This is a genomic window from Paenarthrobacter sp. YJN-D (assembly GCF_015040335.1).
Lineage (GTDB): Bacteria > Actinomycetota > Actinomycetes > Actinomycetales > Micrococcaceae > Arthrobacter > Arthrobacter nicotinovorans.
Genome location: NZ_CP053549.1, coordinates 2921026 through 2942517, shown reverse-complemented (window position 1 = coordinate 2942517; position 21492 = coordinate 2921026). Strand labels below are relative to the sequence as shown.

Genomic DNA, 21492 nt, shown 5'->3' with positions numbered 1-21492 from the left:
GATCCGGACAATTGACCCGTTGCGGGCCGTCTACGGACGGCCCGCAACGGGTCTTTTCAGTCAGGCTGCTGAATCCCGATCTTCCCTGTTTTCAAGGAGTTCAGGTGCAGCCAGCGCCCTGGGGACGGCTTCCACCGACGGCGGGGCCGTAAGTCCGGCATCGTCCATGGTGTTGAGCTTGCGGGCCGTGGGGAGCACCCGCGCTTCCAAGGTGCCTACCATGGCGTTGTAGCGATCAACGGAGGTCTTGAGAGAGCTTCCCAGCTTGCTGACGTTCTCGCCCAGTGTGCCCATCCGTTCGTACAACTGCTTGGAGAGCTCAAACAGCTCGTGGGCGCTGTCCGTGAGGACATCCTGCCGCCAAGTAAAGGCCACTGATTTGAGGACTGCCAGCAGCGTGCCGGGGGAGGCAAGCACGACGTTCCGGGACAGAGCGTGCTCCAGCAAGGCCGGGTCGGCCTCTAGGGCGGATGCCAGGATCGACTCCGCCGGAAGGAAGCAGATCACCAGCTCGGGGGAGTTACCCGGAATGTCCCAGTACTTCTTGGTTGCCAGTGCATCGATGTGGGCCTTGAGCGCTTTGGCGTGCTGTGCAAGGAGTGTCTTCGAGTCCTGGTTGCTGGCAGGGGCTACCGATTCACCGAAGGCCCCGTCTCCATGCAACTGCTCCTGGGCAGCGAGGTAGGAGGCCAGGGGTACCTTGGCGTCCACCACAAGTTGCTTGCCGCCAGGCAGCTGAACCACGAGGTCCGGCCGCAACGTATTCTCGGTTCTGCCCGAATGCACCTGTTCGTGGAAGTCGACGTGCCGCAGCATCCCTGACGCCTCCACTACGCGCCGAAGTTGCACCTCGCCCCACTGGCCACGCGCGCTGTTGGAACGAAGGGCGGAAGCCAGCGCGTGGGTCGACCTGAGGAGTTGTTCATCGGAGAGGCGTGCGTCCTGCAGCTGTTGGGCAAGCTGTCCGTACTGCTCCACGCGGTCACGCTCCAGCAATGACACCTGCTGCTGTACCGCCGTAAGTTTCTCGGCTACGGGAGCCAATGCCCGCAGAACACTGCCGTCGGAGTTCCTGGCCGCGCTCAACTCGCGGTTCTGCGTAAACAAAAGCCGCCGCTCGGCGTCGGCCGCTGCCAACTGCGCCGTCGCCTCCGAAAGCCGCGACGAGACGGCGTCGAAGTCCTCTTCCAAGCCAGCGCCCCGGCGTCGGAAGGCAACGTAGCCGGCAGCGAGACCAACCGCAGCGCCAACCAGCAGCATCAGCAAGGCCAAAACCAATCCAAATCCATCCATAAGGCAACCCTGTCACAGGGGTGCGACAGTTTTAGCGAGGCGGACCGGCAGTACGCGTGCTGACCGTGCAGGGCAAGCGGGGACGGGCTTCCTACGGGTAGAATCAATGCTCGTGGCTCTTACTATTGGCATCGTCGGACTGCCCAACGTCGGCAAATCAACCCTTTTCAACGCACTGACCCGCAATCAGGTGCTCGCTGCGAACTACCCGTTCGCCACGATCGAGCCCAACGTAGGCGTCGTGAACCTGCCTGACCCCCGTCTGGCGAAGCTGGCCGAAATCTTCGGTTCGCAGAAATTGCTGCCCGCTCCCGTGTCTTTCGTGGACATCGCAGGCATCGTGAAGGGCGCGTCCGAAGGCGAAGGCCTGGGCAACAAATTCCTGGCCAACATCCGCGAGGCTGAAGCCATCGCGCAGGTCGTCCGCGTTTTTGACGACCCCGATGTCATCCACGTCGACGGCAAGGTCGACCCGCGCTCCGATATGGAGACCATCAACACCGAGCTGATCCTCGCTGACCTTCAGACCATCGAAAACGCCATTCCGCGCATCGAAAAAGAAGTCAAGATCAAGAAGCGCGATGCCGCAGAGCTGGCAGCCATCAAGGCCGCCCAGACGGTGCTGGAACGTGGCGACACCATCTTCTCCTCCATCAAGAGCGACAAGCTCGAAATGGGCCACCTCAAGGAGCTTGGTCTCCTGACCGCCAAGCCGTTCATCTACGTCTTCAACGCCGACGAAGGTATCCTTGGCGATCCCGCCAAGCAGGAAGAACTGCGCGCCATGGTTGCCCCGGCCGACGCCGTGTTCCTTGACGCGAAGCTCGAATCCGACCTCGTTGAACTGGACGAGGAAGAAGCCCGGGAGATGCTGGAAATGAACGGCCAGTCCGAATCCGGCCTTGACCAGCTGGCTCGCGTCGGTTTCCACACGCTCGGCCTGCAGACCTACCTCACCGCCGGTCCCAAGGAAACCCGTGCATGGACCATCCGCCAGGGCGACACCGCGCCCCAGGCAGCAGGTGTGATCCACTCAGACTTCCAGCGCGGCTTCATCAAGGCCGAGGTGGTCTCCTTCGATGACCTCATCGAGGCGGGCTCCATGGCCGAAGCAAAGTCCCGTGGCAAGGTCCGCATCGAAGGCAAAGAGTATGTGATGGCCGACGGCGACGTGGTGGAGTTCCGCTTCAACGTCTAGATTTTAATTGATGGAAATATGCCGCCCCCCGTGAATCGGAGGGCGGCATATTTTTCGTGGTGTCTGCCGGAGCGGTCCGCCGGTTATGACGACCCCATGAATTATGTCTGGCTATGGCACCATGAGCAGTAGAGAAAACAATAGGGGGAAATTGTTATGACCGAACCACATCAACCGACTGCCGCTCCGGACGGGCCGCCGCCGAATACAGTCCCGCACAATGCGGCACCGGACAGCCATTCAGCCATCGGCGCAGAAACCGGCACCAAAAATATTGGCCCTACCAACGCCGGCCTCAAAACTGGGCCGGTGTCCAGCGTCGTCAGTTCTTTTGACGCAAAGTCGCTGATTCCGGGGGCCCTGGTGGGGGCCATTTCCTATGCAGCCGTTCTCATCACCGCATTTCTCTTCCTGATTCTGGCTCTTATAGGTGTGGCCATCAGCAACGGCGGCAACACCGATCTCCCGTCCAATTCGATGGTTTCCGGCGGCAATAGCAGCAGCATGCCGTCCCCGTGGTCCCTGATGGGTCAGTTGGCCGTTCAATTGGTAGTCATGAGCCAGCTTGGGGCGCTCGGCACGAGCATCGACGCAACATTTCCGTTAGTCGGAAGCGTCCAGGGTTCGGCATCATTCTTTGCCGTTCCACTGTTGTTGACTGCCATCTCAGTTGCAGTCCTGTTCCTTGCCGCACGGATTGCCGCAAAGCGGTCCGAAGCCCACACCACAGCCGGAATCTGGATCGAGGCAGCAACAGCCGGCCTCGTCTTCACCCTCTTGGTCAACGCCTTCGGTGCGATATTTGCCGTGAACCTGCCCATTCCCAATGTGAAGGTCAGCTCGATCGGGGCCGTGACCTTTGGCTCTGTGATTTTTGCGCTGATCCTCGGAACCCTCGCCGCATATTTGGGGCGGATGTCGGGTAAACCGCGCGTCCCGGCCCTTAGTGGGCCGGGTGCCGCAATCGGTCGGGCCTTCGAAGCTGTGGCCGTTCATTATGGTGTATTTCTTGCCATTGCGATTCCCGTCCTGGTAATTGCCATCGGCATTAAGTCCGGATGGCAGGCCTCGCTCTCTTCACCTTTGTGGGCGCCCACGGCAGGCTTTTTCATGTTCGGATTGGGCCACCTGAGTGCCGTAAGCCGCACCTGGAATTCCGGTTCCAGCTTGTCTTCGTCGTCTAATTCATCAGGCTCGGATATCAGCTTTGGATTCGGCAATGCGCTCACCCAATTCGGCGTGCCGGGCTGGGCCGGGTGGCTGATGCTTCTCCTGGCATTGGTCTCCGTCGTGGTGGCTTCTGTTTTCTGGTACCTGCGCCGGGGGCCGGTGGTCAGCAACAAGATCACCGACTGGGTCCTGCTTCCCGCTGCTTTTCTGGTGGCCGGGACGTTGATGACGTGGCTCAGTGGCGTAACAGGAACGTTCGACGCCGGGTCACTGGCTTCGGGGGCCGTCAGTATGACGCTGGCGTGGTGGACGCCGTTCATCTTGCTGCTTTGGGGCGGCGCAACGGAAGTTTCAGCCCGTTTCCTGGCGCCACAGTTAAGCAGGTATGTGCCCTTGTCCCTGGCCGGCAGGATCGCTCCCGCCAAGCCTGTCGTTGCTGAACAGGCTGCCACCGCACCTGGTGACGGTCAATCCGTGCCGGCTCCCGCTGCGGCTCACCCGGCCCTGGCACCCAGAGAGCCCATGACTGCCCAAGCGAAGCGCAAGCTTGGTCTGATCCTGGGAGCAGCCGGTCTGGTCGTCGTACTGGTCGTCGGGGCATTCATCGCCGTCGATGTGATCAAGGGCAACAACGGACCAGACAAAGCCGTCGCCGGCTACCTCCAGGCGCTACAGAATGGCGAGGCGTCCAAGGCGATGGCCATCGCCGATCCCGGCGTCGCCACTGACCAGCGAATTCTGCTGACCGATGAGGTCTATTCCAAGGCGGGCAAGCGCATCGACAGGTTTGAGATCGTGTCTACGAATGTCTCAAACGACACAGCCACCGTGGTTGCCGCCATGTACCAGGACGGCCGGAAACAGCAAACGACCTACCGTTTGCATAAGTCCAACCCGGAGTTCTTGGATGATCACTGGGTCATGGACTCCGCGTCTCCCCGGACTTTGCGCATTTCGTCCGACACCCCGGTGAAAACCCTCCTGATCAATGGACAGTCAGTTGATGTCAACCTCTCTGACAGCCGCTCCGTGACGTATCCCGCCTTGCCTGGCGAGTACACGGTAGAGTTGCCGTCCTCGGAGAAGTATCTGTCAGCTCCTAAGCTGACCACGATGGTGACCATCGGCACCGTGTCGACTTCTTCAACGGCCAGCCTGAAGGTGGAAGCTTCAGAAGCATTGAAGTCAGAGGCAATGGCCCAAATCGATGCCTACCTGGCTGAATGTGTGAAGTCCACCGAGGCCCGGCCGGCCAACTGCCCCTTGAACAGCTACAGTTCCTCGCGCTACACAAAGAACTTCCGCTGGGCACTCACCACCAAGCCCACGTTCGTTGTCAGCAAGGGCTACGGCGAAACCCCGTGGCGTGTACGCACGTCGAATCCGGGGAAAGCGACCGTCACTTATGAGAAGGACAACTCATATGGTTTCGGGACGCCGGATTGGAAGACCACAACGGACACCACCTCAGTATCACTGAGCGCCAACATCAGCCTGGATGGCGGCAAGGTAAAGGTGTCGTTCAACGACTACTAGGATCCATAAATTGAGGCCCTTCCCGGTTCGCCGGGAGGGGCCTCAACAGTATGAAGAACTTTAAGGTTCAAGGAAAGCCAACGGGAACAGCTGGCACGGAGCTGCCGTTGCCATTGACCCAGCCCATCCATCGGGCGAAAGATGAAGCCGAGACGGGGTTGTTTCTGCGCCTGAAAAACGTCCTGTCCTGCTGTCAGACAGCGAATGCTACCACCGGGTAGTGTTTGACTTGAAATTCCCGCCGTTTTAGGCATGTGGAGGTTGCGGAACGGTTACAGTTTGGCCAGCATGTTCCAACATTCGGACGCAATGTGGGTAGGCTTACACTCACATGTAGGCAACGTCACAGTAGGAATCTGTGCCTTGCCTTGGGGGAACCTACCAAAATTCCCCTGATCAACTTCCCGACTCATAGGAGGCGGAATGCGTTTCTCGCGCACTTCCAAAGCTCTAGGCGTAGCGGCGGTCATCGCCCTCGCAATGACCGGTTGCGGCGGCGGCGGCAACAACGACTCCGGCGCATCCGGCGGTAACCCCAACAAGGTCATCATCGCTGACGGTTCAGAACCGCAGCGGCCGCTGATGCCGGCAGATATCAACGAGGTCGGCGGCGGAAAGATCGCAACGCTGATCTTCTCCGGGCTCGTTAGCTACGACCCCTCCGGCAAGCCGGTCAATGAACTGGCCGAGTCCATTGAGGCACCTGACGCGCAGAACTTCACCATCAAGATCAAGAAGGATCAGAAGTTCACCAACGGCGACGCCATCACGGCCAAGACGTTTGTTGACTCCTGGAACTATGGTGCAGCAGCGAAGAACGCTCAGCTGAGCGCAACCTTCTTCGAAAGCATCAAGGGCTACGACGAAACCAGTGCCAAGGGTTCCACCGTCGACACCATGTCCGGCTTGAAAGTTGTGGATGACACCACCTTCACGGTCGAACTCAAGCAGCCTGAGTCGGACTGGCCGTTGCGACTCGGCTACACCGCCTTCATGCCGGTCCCTGCCGCAGCACTCGCGGACCCGAAGACGTACGGCGAGAAGCCGGTAGGCAACGGTCCGTACAAGATGGCTGAGAACGGTTGGCAGCACAACGTGCAGATCCAGCTCGTTCCGAACGCCGACTACAACGGTCCCCGTAAGGCCAAGAACGGTGGCGTGACGTTCAAGATCTTCCAGAACGATGACGCCGCCTACCAGGATCTCCTGGGCAACAACCTGGACATCCTCCAGACGATCCCCACGAGCGCCCTCGCGAACTTCAAGACCGACCTCGGCGATCGCTTCATCGAGAAGCCGTATGCCGGTAACCAGACCATCGCCATTCCCGAGTACCTCCCCGAGTGGAGCGGAGAAGCGGGCAAGCTGCGCCGCCAGGCAATCTCCATGGCCATGAACCGCGAAGAGATCACCAAGGTAATCTTCAGCGGTGGCCGTCAGCCTGCCAAGGACTTCACGGCACCGGTTCTGGACGGCTACAGCGACAGCATCCCGGGCTCCGACAACCTCAAGTTCGATGCTGCCAAGGCCAAGGATCTGTGGGCCAAGGCCGACGCCATTCAGAAGTGGGACCCGAACACGGTCTTCACCATTGCGTACAACGCTGACAAGGGCGGCCACAAGGCTTGGGTTGAGGCCGTTACCAACCAGCTGAAGAACAACCTTGGTATCAAGGCTGAGGGTCTTCCGTTCGCTACCTTCAAGGAAGCCCGCGACCTTGCAACGTCCGGTAAGTTGACCGGTTCGATCCGTGCAGGTTGGCAGGCAGACTACCCGTCGCTGTACAACTTCCTGGGACCGATCTACAAGACCGGCGCAGGCTCGAACGATGCCCGCTACGAGAACCCCGCCTTTGACAAGGCCATCTCTGACGGACTCTCGGCCCCCTCGGTTGCAGAAGGCAACAAGGCCATGAACAAGGCCCAGGAGATCCTTCTGCAGGACCTCCCGGCTATCCCGCTGTGGTACCAGGTATCGCAGGGTGGCTGGAGCACCGGCGTCTCGAATGTTGACTACGGATGGGACGGCGTCCCGCTGTACTACAACATCACTGGCAAGTAAATAACGATCGGCGGCGGGGGCGCTCTAGAGGCGCTACCGCCGCCGTATCGCGTTGCAAATCAATGACGCCCAACTCCGGTTGGGCGTCCTTGTGCAGGCATACTTGGACCGTCGGCCCTGAACTCCTGCACATCGAACGAAAAGGTTCTTCGATGAACAACTCCGCTGCACCCCTGGACCGGGTGCCTGCTGTTCGGGGTGTATTGCGCTAATGGCCACATACATCCTGAAAAGATTCCTCCAGCTGATTCCTGTCTTCCTGGGGGCCACCCTCCTTGTGTATTTCCTGGTCTTCAGCCTCCCGGGCGACCCCATTGCGGCACTTTTTGGGGACAAGCCTGTCAATGAAGCCGTCGCGGCAAAGCTCAGGGCGCAATACAACCTGGACCAGCCGTTTATCGTTCAATACTTGCTCTACCTAAAGAGCATTTTTACGTTTGATCTGGGCCAGGACTTCTCCGGGCGTCCCATCGCTGCCGTCCTTGGCGAAGTGTTCCCGGTTACGGCCCGCCTGGCTGTCATGGCACTGATCTTTGAAGGTGTTTTTGGCATTGCGTTTGGTCTCATCGCAGGTCTGCGCAAGGGCAAGCTTTTTGACGGCACTGTCCTGATCGCTTCGTTGATCGTCATCGGTATCCCGATTTTCGTGCTCGGTTTCCTTTTGCAGTTCTTTATCGGCGTCCAGCTGGGGTGGGCTAAACCTACCGTGAGTTCGGCTGCGACCATACCGGACCTTATTCTTCCGGCGATCGTCCTGGGGCTGGCCTCTTTCGCCTACGTTTTGAGACTGACCAGAACCAGTGTTATCGAGAACATGAACGCCGACTACGTTCGGACGGCCACTGCCAAGGGGCTTTCCCGTTTCCGTGTGGTCAACGTGCACATTCTGCGCAACTCGCTGATCCCCGTTGTCACGTTCCTGGGTGCTGACCTTGGCGCCCTCATGGGTGGCGCGATCGTCACCGAAGGTATCTTCAACGTACCTGGCGTAGGCAACAGGTTGTACCGGGCAGTCCTGTCCGGCGAAGGACCTACCGTGGTATCGATCGTCACAGTTCTGGTGCTTGTCTACTGTGTCTCGAACCTGATTGTTGACCTTTTGTACGCCTGGCTTGACCCGAGGATCCGCTATGACGCCTGATAACAACCTGACGGGGCAGGACACAGCCCCGCGTCACATCGAGCACTTCGTTGCGGACCTCGAAGAGACGCCACTGCAAGCCACTGACAAGGTAAAAGAAGACCAAGCCCCTTCCAGTCTTTGGGGAGAGGCCTGGAAGAATCTGCGTAAGCAGCCTCTGTTCATCATTTCGGCCTTCATGATCCTGGTCGTAGTCGTCGTCTCTCTGTTCCCGGGCCTTTTCTCACCGATCGATCCCTCTGGCGAAGCTTGCCAGTTGGCCAACTCGAACGGCGGACCTGTCAGCGGCCACCCGCTCGGCTTTAACAAACAGGGCTGCGACGTCTACGCACGCGTCATCTTCGGAACGCGCTCGTCTGTGACAGTTGGCCTCTTCACCACGCTTGGAGTTGTCATTTTCGGCGGCACAGTGGGTGCCCTCGCCGGTTACTACGGTGGCTGGGCTGACGCACTCCTGGCTCGGCTCACTGATATCTTCTTTGCTCTGCCCCTCATCCTTGGCGCAATCGTCATGATGCAGCTTCCCGTCTTCCGGGCCAACCGCACGGTGTGGACGCTCATCCTGATTCTGATTACTTTCGGATGGCCGCAGATTGCCCGAATCACCAGAGGCGCCGTCATTGAGGTGCGGAATGCGGACTTCGTCATGGCTGCAAGGTCATTGGGTGTTTCGCGCTTCCGCTCCTTGCTTCGCCACGTGCTGCCCAACTCTCTGGCTCCGATCATTGTTGTTGCCACCATCTCGCTGGGCACATTTATCGTGGCGGAATCCACCCTGTCGTTCCTCGGCATCGGATTACCACCAAGCGTGATGTCTTGGGGCAACGACATCCAGGCAGCGCAGGCATCGTTGCGATCCAATCCCATGCCTTTGCTCTACCCGGCTATCGCCCTTTCCATCACCGTTCTGAGTTTCATCATGTTGGGTGACGCCCTTCGTGATGCTCTGGACCCGAAAGCGCGTAAACGATGAAAGGCCAAGCCATGAACCCTTCCGTTCACATCAAAGAAGAATCCGCTGGCCTCGAACGTCCGTTGCTGGAGATCAGGGACCTGGCAATCAACTTCGCGACAAGCAACGGCGAGGTTAACGCCGTCAGGAACGCGCACTTCACTGTCATGCCGGGTGAGACCGTGGCGATTGTGGGCGAGTCCGGATCCGGAAAGTCCACCTCCGCCCTGGCAGCCATTGGTTTGCTTCCGGGCAATGGGCGGGTGGCTGCCGGAGAGATCCTTTTTGACGGCGAAGACATTGCCCATGCGAGCGAAAAGCGGATGATTGAGCTTCGTGGCAACTCCATTGGAATGGTGCCGCAGGACCCGATGTCCAACCTCAACCCGGTGTGGAAGATCGGTTTCCAGGTCAAGGAAACGCTGAAAGCCAACGGCCTTCCGTCCGGGCCGGAGGATGTCGCCAAGGTCTTGTCCGAAGCTGGTCTTCCCGATGCGGCGCGTCGTGCCAAGCAATATCCGCATGAGTTTTCGGGCGGAATGCGCCAGCGCGCGCTTATTGCCATTGGCCTTTCCTGCCAGCCGCGTTTGCTGATCGCGGATGAGCCCACGTCGGCACTCGACGTGACCGTCCAGCGACAGATTCTGGACCACTTGGACAAGATGACGTCCGAATTGGGGACCGCTGTACTCCTCATCACCCACGACCTCGGGCTGGCTGCCGAGCGGGCGGACAAGGTGGTGGTGATGTACAAGGGACAGGTTGTGGAATCCGGTCCGTCCCTCGAGTTGCTGCGTAACCCGAAGCACCCGTACACCAAGCGCTTGGTCTCCTCGGCCCCGTCCTTGGCCTCCCGGCGTATTCAGGTTGCCAAGGAACAGGGCGTTGAGTCCGACGAACTGTTGGCGCCCAGCGAACCTGTGGTCGTTGAATCCGCGCTGCCTGAAGAGGTCCTGAAGGTTGAAGACCTGACCAAGGTTTTCAAACTTCGTGGCGGCATCGGCAAGACCACGGACTTCAAGGCTGTGGACGCAGTGTCATTCTCCGTTCGTCGAGGGACTACCACAGCCATTGTGGGCGAGTCCGGCTCCGGTAAGTCGACTGTGGCGCAGATGGTGCTTAACCTGTTGGAACCCACCTCGGGGAAGATCATTTTCGACGGCGTTGACACATCAACGTTGAACAGCAAGGACTTGTTTAAGTTCCGCCGCAGGGTGCAGCCGATCTTCCAGGACCCTTACGGTTCCTTGGATCCGATGTACAACATCTTCCGAACCATCGAAGAGCCGCTGCGTACTCACAAAATCGGCACCAAGGCCAGCCGCGAAAAGAAGGTTCGTGAGCTGTTGGATCAGGTGGCGCTTCCGCAGTCGACCATGCGCAGATACCCGAACGAGCTCTCCGGCGGCCAGCGTCAGCGTATCGCCATCGCGCGTGCACTGGCATTGGACCCGGAAGTCATTATCTGTGACGAGGCCGTTTCCGCTTTGGACGTCCTGGTGCAGGCCCAGGTGCTTAACCTGTTGGCCGACCTGCAGGACAACCTCGGGCTGACCTACCTGTTCATCACCCACGACCTCGCTGTGGTCCGTCAGATCGCAGACCACGTTTGCGTCATGGAAAAGGGCAAGCTCGTGGAAACGGGAAGCACGGACGAGGTTTTCGACAATCCCCGCGAGGCCTACACGCAGGCCCTCCTGGATGCGATCCCCGGTGGTTCGCTGTTGCTGCCGCCCGCGGTGGCCTGACCGGCGTCGTAATCCCGCTGCCGTACAGCAGAAGAGCCGGTGGTTCCCTGGAAAGGGAACCACCGGCTCTTGCCGTTTAGTACGGTCGCCTACTTTGCCGGCTGCGGGTTGTCCGGGCGGGCAGCGAGGCCCAGGGCCGTTAGCTCGCGCGCCAGGGCGACACCAAGCTTCGCGTGTCCGGTCGCCCTCAAATGAACGCCGTCCTGAAGGTCACTGATGGCGTCGTATCGGGTGAGCCAATCGCCGGCACTGACGAACGGAATACCGTGCTTGGCGGCGATCCGGCCCAGGAGGGCGTCCACTTCCGTACGTCGTCCGCCTCCGTTGCTGACGCCGCGGGCCAGGGTGCCGATCATGGCCAGGCGGGAGCCCGGGTAGCGGGTCTTCAAGGCGGCCAGCAGCCGCTCGGCGTTGCCGGTGATCTGAGCATCCGTGGCGCGCTGCGTGGCGTCGTTTCCGCCGCCCTCCACCACGATCAACGGTGGCTCGCCATAGGGGAGAACCCAGTCGCCGCGTTGCAGGGCGTCAATGTAGTTGCCGGTCTTGCCGTTGGTGGCGACGTATCCGGTACCGCCCATGCCCACCACATGCAGTTTGTAGCCGAGGGCTGCGATGCCTTGCTGCGGCCAGGAACCCGCCGGCATGGCTTGGGAATCACCGATCAATACGGCGGTGTGGCGGACATCGGCCAGCACCAGTTCGTTGCGGTTGTTCGTCGGATTCTTGTACAGGGAACCTGCCGGGAGATTCAGGGCGCTGGGTTGCGGGGCAACCCTGAGTGGTTTGTCAGCGGCGGCCGTCTGGGCGGGCGCGGGCGCAGCGGATCGTGAGGGGGCACTGGTTGGCACTGGGCTTGGTCCGCAACCGACCGTAAGGACGCCAACGGCGATCAAAGGTGCGATCATGCGAAACACGGCCGAAGATTGGCGCATTGATTGGTCTCCGTGGGGCACTGGTTCTGCTGCAATCATGGGGCACGGGAGCGGGAAAATCCAGCATCTTGACTTGTGTTTACGAACACGTGACCTGCTGTGACTGACGCCACAATTCGTGGCCCGATGGCTTGCTTTTTAGGCTCAGAAATGCATCTGCGTTTAGACTGGATGCAGGTGCCCTGTGTCCCGGGGTCTTTTCGCTGTGTGTTCCGATCAAGTCGATCAGGTATGCGCGCGGATACAAACAGCTGACTTCACCACTGAATCGAGTCATTAACGCATGTCTGAAACCATCACCAACACTGCGTCGCGGAGCGATCTGCGCAACGTCGCGATCGTCGCACACGTTGACCACGGTAAGACCACCCTGGTCGACGCCATGCTCAAGCAGACCAACTCCTTCGCTTCCCACGGTGAGGTTGAGGACCGCGTCATGGACTCCGGTGACCTGGAGCGCGAAAAGGGCATCACCATCCTCGCCAAGAACACCACGGTTGCCTACAACGGCCCGTCGTCCAACGGCGAGACCATCACCATCAACGTCATCGACACCCCTGGCCACGCCGACTTCGGTGGCGAGGTGGAGCGCGGTCTGTCCATGGTCGACGGCGTTGTCCTGCTGGTTGACTCTTCCGAGGGTCCCCTCCCGCAGACCCGCTTCGTGCTCCGCAAGGCCCTTGCTGCGCACTTGCCGGTCATCCTCCTGGTCAACAAGACCGACCGCCCTGATGCCCGTATCGACGAGGTTGTCCACGAGTCCATGGACCTGCTCCTGGGCCTCGCTTCCGACCTCGCGGACGAAGTTCCGGACCTGGACCTGGACAAGGTACTCGAGGTTCCGGTTGTCTACGCCGCCGCCAAGGTCGGCCGCGCATCCCTGGACCAGCCGGCCAACGGCTCGGCCCCGGACAACGAGGACCTTGAGCCCCTCTTCAAGACCATCATCGAGCACATCCCGGCTCCGACGTACAACCCGGACGGCGTGCTGCAGGCTCACGTGACCAACCTGGACGCATCGCCGTTCCTTGGCCGTCTCGCCCTGCTCCGCATCTACAACGGCACGCTCCGCAAGGGCCAGACCGTTGCCTGGGCACGCGCCAACGGCGAACTCAAGAACGTCAAGATCACCGAACTGCTGGCCACCAAGGCCCTGACCCGTGTTCCTGCCGAAGAAGCCGGTCCCGGTGAAATCGTTGCAGTTGCCGGCATCGAGGACATCACCATTGGTGAAACCCTCACGGACGCCGAGAACCCGCAGCCGTTGCCGCTGATCACCGTGGATGATCCCGCGATCTCCATGACCATCGGTATCAACACCTCGCCGCTGGCCGGCAAGGTCAAGGGCGCCAAGGTCACCGCCCGCCAGGTGAAGGACCGCCTGGACAAGGAACTCATCGGTAACGTCTCCATCAAGGTTCTGCCCACCGAGCGTCCTGACGCCTGGGAAGTCCAGGGCCGTGGCGAGCTCGCCCTCGCCATCCTGGTGGAGCAGATGCGTCGCGAAGGCTTCGAGCTGACCGTTGGCAAGCCGCAGGTTGTTACCAAGACCATCGACGGCAAGATCCACGAGCCGATGGAGCACATGACCATCGACGTCCCCGAAGAGTACCTCGGCGCCGTAACGCAGCTCATGGCAGCCCGCAAGGGCCGCATGACCAATATGGCCAACCACGGCACCGGCTGGTGCCGCATGGAATTCATCGTTCCGGCCCGAGGCCTGATCGGCTTCCGCACGAAGTTCCTCACGGACACCCGTGGCGCCGGTATCGCAGCTTCCATCTCCGAGGGCTACGAGCCGTGGGCCGGCCCCATCGAATACCGCACCAACGGTTCGATGATCGCCGACCGCGCCGGTGTTGTGACCCCGTTCGCGATGATCAACCTGCAGGAACGCGGCTCCTTCTTCGTCAAGCCCACGTCCGAGGTTTACGAGGGCATGATCGTTGGCGAGAACTCCCGCGCCGACGACATGGACGTCAACATCACCAAGGAAAAGAAGCTCACCAACATGCGTGCAGCTTCCTCCGACACCTTCGAGAACCTGACGCCGCCGCGCGATCTGACCCTCGAAGAGTCCCTCGAATTCGCCCGCGAAGACGAGTGTGTCGAGGTAACCCCGGATGCAATCCGTATCCGCAAGGTCATCCTGGACTCCAACGAGCGCGCAAAGGCCAACCGCGCCCGCGCCAAGTCCTAGCATCCGCTGGTTCTGAACCGGTCAAGGACAGCTGCATGAAGAAGGGAGTCGCCGGTACGGTCCGTGGCATAGCCGCGGCCGTACCGGCGGCTCTTTTCGTTGCTGCGGCAGGAACGGCACTGCACCGCCAGGCCATCCAGTGGGCCGGCGTCGGGATCCCTTGGGGCGTAGCCGCCGCGTTGCTGCTTCTCGCCTCGGTTCAGCTGTGGCTCGCCGCCTGGTCACGCTCGGTCGTCCCGACGGCGGTGGCAGGCGTGGTGGGTTATGCCGCCGTCGGCGTTTTGTCGTCGGCGGGGCCGTCCAAGCAGTTGGTGCTGGGCGACGCCGTCGGAAACGTCTGGGTTTTTGGGATCGGCGCTGTGACACTGGTCATGCTCGTGGCGGCCAGCCGCCTTCGAACTAGGACGCCTGTCGCCGCGGCGGTGGCGGCGGAACCTCTTTCGCCGCGATGACCAACGCCAAGGGAATTTCGACGTCGGCGGTGCGGGTCCGTACCGTGCAAACGGTGTCGTTGCTGCCCAGCAAGTAGCCCAGGGCGTCGGTGAGGCCTTCCTCGATCTTGTACCGCACCACCACCCGGATGCCCGGCGTTGCGTTGAGCAGGAACTGGCGGGGAGGCAAGTGTGGCGGATTCACCGTTTCATACTAAGACGCGGGCTAGGTTGGCGTGATCGCACTGTTGGATAATAGGCTCAGAAGTTGAGTGCCCGGCATCATGCCGGCAGTATTACCCGGCCATCGCCGGGACAAACCGTGGAGAGGTCTGGGACGTGACGTACGTAATCGCGCAGCCGTGTGTGGATGTCAAGGACAAGGCATGTATTGAAGAATGCCCTGTCGACTGCATTTACGAAGGTGAGCGTTCCCTCTACATCCACCCCGACGAGTGCGTCGACTGTGGTGCCTGCGAACCCGTATGCCCGGTAGAGGCCATCTACTACGAGGATGACACCCCGGAAGAGTGGGCCGACTACTACAAGGCCAACGTCGAGTTCTTTGATGACCTCGGTTCTCCGGGTGGGGCTGCCAAGATCGGCAACACGGGCAAGGACCACCCGTTCATCGCTGCCCTGCCCCCGCAGAACCAAGACCACTAAGGGCGGTAGCTAGGTTGATCTCAGCGGCACCGGCTTTCGGCCTGAACCTGCCTGACTACCCTTGGGAAGCCATGGCGCCGTATGTCGCCAAGGCTGCCAAACACCCGGGCGGCGCAGTGAACCTTTCCATCGGAACCCCGGTGGATCCCACCCCTGGACTGATCCGGGACGCGTTGGCCAACGCAGCGGACGCCCACGGCTATCCGACGGTGCACGGCACCGAGGCACTGCGCCAGGCTGTCGTCGACTGGTTCGCCGCCAGGCGCGGGGTGCCCGGGCTGGACCCGAAGGACGTCATGCCTACGGTGGGCTCCAAGGAACTGGTGGCCTGGCTGCCGTTCCTGTTGGGATTGAGCGCCGGTGACGTGGTCGTCCGGCCCACGGTCGCCTACCCGACCTATGACATTGGCGCCTCACTGGCAGGTGCCACGGCCGTTGCTGCCGATGACCTGGATGAGCTGGATCCGGCAACCCGTGCAAAGGTCCGGTTGGTCTGGATCAACTCTCCGGGCAACCCCACAGGAAGTGTCCGGGATGTCGAGTCGCTTCGTCGGATCGTAGCCCAGGCCCGCGAAATGGGCGCAGTGGTGGCCTCGGACGAGTGCTACGCAGAACTGGGATGGGGCGAATGGGATGCCCAGCGCGGGGGAGAGGCTGTCCCCAGCATCCTGGATCCCAGGGTCACAGACGGCTCCACCGATGGCCTGCTGTGCGTCTACTCGTTGAGTAAGCAATCCAACCTTGCCGGTTACCGGGCAGCCTTCGTCGCCGGTGATTCCGCGATCATCGCCAACCTGGTCAACAGCCGCAAGCATGCCGGCATGATCGTGCCGTTCCCCGTCCAGGAGGCCATGCGCGTGGCGTTGGGCGATGCCGGCCATGTCCTCGCCCAGAAAGATCTGTACAGGGGGAGGCGCGAGAGGATCGTGCCCGCCCTGGAGAAATTCGGGCTGCAGATCCACCAGTCCAAGGCCGGGCTTTACCTGTGGTCCACAGCCGGCGAGGCCACCTGGGACACGGTGGCGAGGTTCGCGGAACTGGGCATTGTGGTGGGGCCGGGAGTTTTCTACGGAGACGCCGGTAACGGTTTCGTCCGCGTCGCTCTGACCGGCAGTGACGAGCGGATCGATGCCGCCGTTGAGAGGCTTGTCGCCAACGCATAACAATGCTGTGACTTGCGCCACTTATAGCGCCATTCCGCCAGTAACCGGAGGCTGCGGATTAGTTCCGCGGGGTTACTGGCGGTAGCTTTTTAACTGACTATCAATGGTGGCCTTCTCTAAGAATGCACTCCGGCCGTTGGAGCCCTGCGACAGCGGGGCCGAAGGCGGCGGCACCAGAAGGTGGTTGGACAAGCGTTCGATAGAGGCCCAAAGGCCTCATGAAGGGGACTCCATGACTGAGACCACCAGCGCGACACTGCGCCATGCCGGCGGCGAACTCGAACTGCCGCGCATCAAGGTTGTAGAAGGAAACGAAGGCTACGACGTTTCCAAGCTGCTGAAGCAGACGGGCGCCGTTGCCTATGACCCCGGCTTCATGAACACAGCGGCCACCACCTCGGCCATCACATACATCGACGGCGACGCAGGCATCCTGCGGTACCGCGGTTACCCCATTGAGCAGCTCGCGCAGCACTCGAGCTTCCTCGAAGTTTCCTACCTGCTGATCTACGGCAACCTTCCCACCCCCACGGAGTTGGAAGAGTTCGATCAGCGCATCCGTCGCCACACGCTCCTGCACGAGGAACTCAAGGGCTTCTTTGGCGGGTTCCCGCGCGACGCCCACCCCATGCCGGTGCTTTCCTCGGCTGTTTCGGCGCTGTCCACGTTCTACCAGGACTCGCTGGACCCCTTCAACGCGGAGCACGTGGAAGTTTCCACCATCCGCCTCATGGCCAAGCTGCCCGTCATCGCCGCTTACGCACACAAGAAGTCCATCGGCCAGCCCATGCTGTACCCGGACAACTCCATGAACCTCGTGGAGAACTTCCTGCGCCTGAGCTTCGGCCTCCCGGCTGAGCAGTACGAAATGGACCCGGTTGTCGTCAAGGCGCTGGACCTCCTGCTCATTCTGCACGCAGACCACGAGCAGAACTGTTCAACCTCCACCGTCCGCCTGGTGGGTTCGTCCAACGCGAACCTCTTTGCTTCGGTGTCCGCCGGCATCAACGCCCTCTTCGGACCCGCCCACGGTGGCGCCAACGAGGCCGTCCTGAAGATGCTCCGCCAGATCCAAGCCGACGGCATCAAGCCCGAGGACTACATGGAGAAGGTCAAGAACAAGGAAGACGGCGTCCGCCTCATGGGCTTCGGACACCGTGTCTACAAGAACTACGATCCCCGCGCCAAGATCATCAAGGCAACGGCACACGAAGTCCTGGGCAAGCTCGGCGGCAACGACGAACTGCTTGATATCGCCATGCGCCTCGAAGAGAAGGCCCTGGCCGACGATTACTTCATCCAGCGCAAGCTGTACCCGAACGTCGACTTCTACACCGGCCTGATCTACAAGGCCATGGGTTTCCCGGAGAAGATGTTCACCGTTCTGTTCGCCATTGGACGCCTCCCGGGCTGGATTGCCCAGTGGCGCGAAATGATCAACGACCCCCAGACCAAGATCGGCCGCCCGCGGCAGCTCTACACAGGGGAGCCGGAGCGCAACTACCCGGCCAACTAGGTTCAGGCCAATAACGACGGCGGCCGTCCCACCTCACGCGAGGTGGGACGGCCGCCGTCGTTGTTTCCGCCCCTAAAAGCAACGCGGGGTCACTTATGGCCCATGTTGGGGCCTCCAGGGGGCCATAAGTGACCCCGCGTTGCTTCAGGAAGCGTTGTAGCCGAAGGGGTTGTTCTTCTGCCAGCGCCAGTGGTCTTCACACATCTGGTCCACGGTCTTGGTGGTGGACCATCCGAGGTCCGCCAGCGCAGAGGATGCGTCGGCCCAGAAGGCGGGGAGGTCGCCTGCACGGCGGCCGGTGATCTCATAGGGGATCGGCTGGCCCACGGCCTTCTCGAAGGACCGCAGGACCTCCAGGACGGAAGACCCACGGCCGGAGCCGAGGTTCCAGCGCCGGACGCCGGCACGGTCGGCAATGTAGTTCAGGGCTGCTACGTGGCCCTCTGCCAGGTCCACCACGTGGATGTAGTCGCGCTGGGCCGTGCCGTCCGGGGTATCGTAGTCGCCGCCGAACACCATCAGCTTCTCTCGGCGTCCAACCGCTACCTGGGCGATGAAGGGGACAAGATTGTTCGGAATGCCCTGCGGGTCTTCCCCGATGCGGCCGGACGGGTGGGCGCCCACTGGATTGAAATAGCGCAGCAGTGCGATATGCCAGCGGTCGTCCGCGTTGCCGAGGTCCGAGAGGATGTCCTCGATTTGTTCCTTGGTGCGGCCGTACGGGTTGTTGGCGCCGATTTCCATCTTTTCGATGTAGGGGATCGGGTTGTGCTCGCCGTAGACGGTGGCCGACGAGCTGAAGACGATGGAGCGCACATTGTGCTTGTCCATGGCGCGGAGCAGGTTGAGGGTGCCAACGATGTTGTTGTAGTAGTAGGCCAGCGGCTCCTGGACGGATTCTCCTACAGCCTTCAGACCCGCGAAGTGGATCACGGCATCGATCTGGTGCTGGTCGAACACGGCCTCGACGGCGGGCTCATCCACCAGGTCAACCTTGTGGAAGGCCGCGTTCTTGCCGGTGAGCTCGGACACCCGACGCAGGGATTCCTCGCTGGAGTTCACCAGATTATCCAGCACGACGACGTCATGGCCGGCTTCCTGAAGGGACAAGACGGTGTGGGACCCGATGTAACCGGTGCCACCCGTGACAAGAATTTTCATGGTCCCTACGCTATCGGAAATCGGAGCCACGCCGCTTCGTATTGAGCGGTGTTGAAGCACGTTCGTGCTAAAAACGACTGGTGCCCAAAATTGTTGATGCCGAAGCCCGGCGCCAGGAAGTTGTCCAAGCTGTATTCCGGATCATTGCCAGCGATGGCTTGGAACGGGCATCCCTCCGGGAAGTAGCCGACGAGGCCGGACTGGCCGTGGGCTCGGTACGTCATTACTTTGCCAGCAGCGACGAACTACTGGTCTTCTCCTTTGGGGTCGTCATTGACCGCATCGCCGGGCGCCTCGAGACGGCGCTGTCCGACGTTGAACTGGAAGTCGCCGGCAGTCCGGGACACCACGCAGCCGTCCTGAATCTCCTCGGCCAGTTCCTGCCTTTGGATGAGGAACTCGCCGTAGACGCCTGTGTCTGGATGGCCTTCAGGCATGCCGCCCGTATCAAGCCCGTCCTCGCCCCGGAAGCTGAGCGGAGCCACCGGACCGTGGCAGCCGCCATTGGGCGGCTGATCCTGCTTCTGAACCCCGGCCAGGCCGATGCCAGGCAAACCCTGGTGACGGAAGCAGAGCGCCTTTTGGCCACCTTGGACGGGCTCTGTATGCACGCCTTGCTTCAGCCTGAGTGGATGACGGCCGAGGTATGCAGTGATGTCCTGGCATCGCACTTGAAGACGTTGGCGGAGCCAGCGGAGTCCTAGTGCCGGTACGCCAAAGCCCTGCTATCGGCATGGGACAGGGCAGCCCATCAGGAATAGACTGGGTGATGTCGGTATCCTGCTGATGGAGGTCTTGGGATGCACGTATCAGACGGCCAAGGGTGGCGCATCACCATGGACACGTCCGGACCGATGCTCATCGCCCTGTATTTGCGCGATGTTGCCGGCCTGGACGGCGCGGGAAAGCCGAGCCTCTCCCACGCGGACCCCAAAGTCCGACACGCAGACCACAGCCATCTCACCTCCGACGTGGGCGGCATCAACGCCCTCAAAACCGAATGGGAAGCCTGGTGGGAAAGCCTGGTGAAGTCCTACCCCAAGCCGGTGTCCGAACTCGAGCCTCCAAGTTTCAAGGCTTTCGGTAACTCGCCGGCGCTCCAGAGAGTCCTCCAAGCCCATTTCGGCTCGGCCTTGGGATGGGCCACGGACAGGATTGACGAATACGCCCGGCTTGAAGCCGAACGAGCGGCAAGCGGCCTGAACCAGGTCCTCAGCGAAATGGTGGAAGACCGGCTGTTGGAGGTGGGCCGCAGCTCCCGGGATTTCGACCTCACCATCATCGAATTGCCGCTTAACGAGCCCCGGGCGTGGTACCTGGAGCCTGACACGATGATCATGAGCCACCGGCTCATGTCCCAGCCGGATGCCTTCCGAAGCTACGTCCAGCCCGTGGTTGAGATGCTCGCCTGATGGAGTTTTTGTACAGCTAATGCCCTTAAGGAGCGCTCTTAAGGGCATTGGCTGTACAAAAACTCACGTGGTGGGAGCTGACACTGTGATGGTGACAGCATCCGAAGATGCAGCGCCAGCTTGCCAACCATCGCGTTTTTCGCGGTTCCAGGTCTGGCCTGCGACATCCACCTGCGTGATGGACAACGCCTTTGCATTCGCAACGGCCCAGTGGGCTACAGCCCAGGCTTGGGTGCCCGTCAGCTCCAGTTGTATCGTGCGGCCCTGGACGGTGGCCGCCTGGGTGCCGAACGCCGTCGTGAGTTCATCCACGACGACGGCAGGGTCGCCGGCCGCTTCCGGCATGCGCAGTTCGCAGTTCAGTGACGACGCCGAATGTCCGGTCAGCGCGGATGCGAAGGCCCGGCCCATGGGCTCATGCTGGGCGTAGGCGCGGGGAAAGGCCGAGCGTTGGACTGCCTGGGCAGCCTGGGTGATTTCCATGGTCTCGTAGCCGGGCACCTTGACCAGGCCGTCGTAGAACGCATTGCTCGCGTAGACCGGATCCATGATCTGCGCCTCGGTCCCCCAACCCTGTGAGGGCCTCTGCTGGAACAGGCCGCGGGAATCAGGGCCGGCGTCGTCACCGTAATTGATGTTGCGCAGCCTGGATTCCTGCATGGCAGTGGCCAAGGCAATGCTCGCGGCCCTGGGCGGCAGGCCACGTTTGACCGAGATGGCAGTGATGAGCGAAGCATTCGCAGCCTGGTCCGTGGCGAGCTCGTGGCTTTCGGAGCCGACGACGGCGGTGCAGCGCTCCGTGACCAGGGTCTCGGAGCGCTGCAGTACAGCGACGATCGCGTAGATGGCGCCTGCCACCAGGGCCAGAGCCAGCACCGCTACGATGGCGCGGCGGAACCGGCGCACGGATAT

The 21492-nt window shown here is 61.2% G+C and carries 18 protein-coding genes; 13 read left to right on the top strand and 5 right to left on the bottom strand.

Features of this window, described 5'->3' with window-relative positions:
- Positions 1-60 precede the first annotated feature (60 nt).
- Positions 61-1293, bottom strand: coding sequence for a DNA recombination protein RmuC (locus HMI60_RS13595; protein WP_193589806.1), 1233 nt, complete (start codon positions 1291-1293; stop codon positions 61-63).
- A gap of 112 nt (positions 1294-1405) precedes the next feature.
- On the opposite strand from HMI60_RS13595, the gene ychF reads away from it, so the two are divergent.
- The 6 genes from ychF (at position 1406) to HMI60_RS13565 (ending at position 11099) form a co-directional block, all read left to right on the top strand.
- The gene (gene ychF / locus HMI60_RS13590) at positions 1406-2491 is read left to right on the top strand and encodes a redox-regulated ATPase YchF (protein ID WP_026266974.1); all 1086 of its coding nucleotides are present in this window, start codon (positions 1406-1408) and stop codon (positions 2489-2491) included.
- A gap of 309 nt (positions 2492-2800) precedes the next feature.
- Positions 2801-5197: a hypothetical protein gene (locus HMI60_RS13585; RefSeq protein ID WP_193589805.1), complete on the top strand. Its 2397-nt coding sequence runs from the start codon at positions 2801-2803 to the stop codon at positions 5195-5197.
- 423 nt (positions 5198-5620) lie between these two features.
- Positions 5621-7258, top strand: a complete 1638-nt coding sequence (locus HMI60_RS13580; RefSeq protein WP_018776562.1) for an ABC transporter substrate-binding protein — start codon at positions 5621-5623, stop codon at positions 7256-7258.
- A 211-nt stretch (positions 7259-7469) separates the two neighbouring features.
- On the top strand, positions 7470-8399 hold the full coding sequence (locus HMI60_RS13575; RefSeq protein ID WP_018776561.1) for an ABC transporter permease: 930 nt from the start codon (positions 7470-7472) through the stop codon (positions 8397-8399).
- The gene (locus HMI60_RS13570) at positions 8389-9372 is read left to right on the top strand and encodes an ABC transporter permease (RefSeq protein ID WP_018776560.1); all 984 of its coding nucleotides are present in this window, start codon (positions 8389-8391) and stop codon (positions 9370-9372) included. Before HMI60_RS13575 ends, HMI60_RS13570 begins: the two co-directional genes overlap by 11 nt.
- An 11-nt stretch (positions 9373-9383) precedes the next feature.
- Positions 9384-11099, top strand: coding sequence for an ABC transporter ATP-binding protein (locus tag HMI60_RS13565; RefSeq protein ID WP_227453534.1), 1716 nt, complete (start codon positions 9384-9386; stop codon positions 11097-11099).
- An 89-nt stretch (positions 11100-11188) separates the two neighbouring features.
- On the opposite strand, the gene HMI60_RS13560 is transcribed toward HMI60_RS13565, so the two are convergent.
- Positions 11189-12004 carry an SGNH/GDSL hydrolase family protein gene (locus tag HMI60_RS13560; protein WP_227453728.1) on the bottom strand — a complete coding sequence of 272 codons (816 nt, stop codon included), beginning with the start codon at positions 12002-12004 and terminating at the stop codon, positions 11189-11191.
- A 310-nt stretch (positions 12005-12314) separates the two neighbouring features.
- Here HMI60_RS13560 and typA point away from each other — a divergent pair, with 310 nt between their 5' ends.
- A complete protein-coding gene (gene typA / locus HMI60_RS13555; RefSeq protein WP_018776557.1) occupies positions 12315-14231 on the top strand; it encodes a translational GTPase TypA in 1917 nt (638 codons plus the stop codon).
- Between the two features lie 35 nt (positions 14232-14266).
- Positions 14267-14683, top strand: a complete 417-nt coding sequence (locus tag HMI60_RS13550; RefSeq protein WP_018776556.1) for a hypothetical protein — start codon at positions 14267-14269, stop codon at positions 14681-14683.
- On the opposite strand, the gene HMI60_RS13545 is transcribed toward HMI60_RS13550, so the two are convergent.
- Positions 14631-14867 (bottom strand): hypothetical protein, encoded by a 237-nt coding sequence (locus HMI60_RS13545; RefSeq protein WP_082499713.1) that lies wholly within the window; start codon positions 14865-14867, stop codon positions 14631-14633. The two genes, HMI60_RS13550 and HMI60_RS13545, sit on opposite strands and share 53 nt — an antisense overlap.
- Positions 14868-15001: 134 nt before the next feature.
- Here HMI60_RS13545 and fdxA point away from each other — a divergent pair, with 134 nt between their 5' ends.
- The 3 genes from fdxA (at position 15002) to HMI60_RS13530 (ending at position 18007) form a co-directional block, all read left to right on the top strand.
- A complete protein-coding gene (fdxA, locus tag HMI60_RS13540; protein WP_018776555.1) occupies positions 15002-15328 on the top strand; it encodes a ferredoxin in 327 nt (108 codons plus the stop codon).
- Between the two features lie 14 nt (positions 15329-15342).
- Positions 15343-16491, top strand: a complete 1149-nt coding sequence (gene dapC / locus HMI60_RS13535) for a succinyldiaminopimelate transaminase (protein WP_193589803.1) — start codon at positions 15343-15345, stop codon at positions 16489-16491.
- A gap of 232 nt (positions 16492-16723) precedes the next feature.
- Positions 16724-18007, top strand: coding sequence for a citrate synthase (locus HMI60_RS13530; protein ID WP_018776553.1), 1284 nt, complete (start codon positions 16724-16726; stop codon positions 18005-18007).
- A gap of 144 nt (positions 18008-18151) precedes the next feature.
- On the opposite strand, the gene galE is transcribed toward HMI60_RS13530, so the two are convergent.
- Entirely contained in the window at positions 18152-19168 is a 1017-nt protein-coding gene (gene galE / locus HMI60_RS13525; protein ID WP_039242247.1) for a UDP-glucose 4-epimerase GalE, read from the bottom strand.
- Between the two features lie 80 nt (positions 19169-19248).
- Between galE and HMI60_RS13520 the strand changes: the two genes are divergently transcribed.
- Positions 19249-19872: a TetR/AcrR family transcriptional regulator gene (locus HMI60_RS13520; protein ID WP_039242245.1), complete on the top strand. Its 624-nt coding sequence runs from the start codon at positions 19249-19251 to the stop codon at positions 19870-19872.
- 96 nt (positions 19873-19968) lie between these two features.
- A complete protein-coding gene (locus tag HMI60_RS13515) occupies positions 19969-20580 on the top strand; it encodes a hypothetical protein (protein WP_018776550.1) in 612 nt (203 codons plus the stop codon).
- Positions 20581-20643: 63 nt separating this feature from the next.
- Here the strand turns inward: HMI60_RS13515 and HMI60_RS13510 are convergent, their stop codons facing one another.
- Positions 20644-21486, bottom strand: a complete 843-nt coding sequence (locus tag HMI60_RS13510; protein WP_064721640.1) for a hypothetical protein — start codon at positions 21484-21486, stop codon at positions 20644-20646.
- Between the last annotated feature and the right edge of the window lie 6 nt (positions 21487-21492).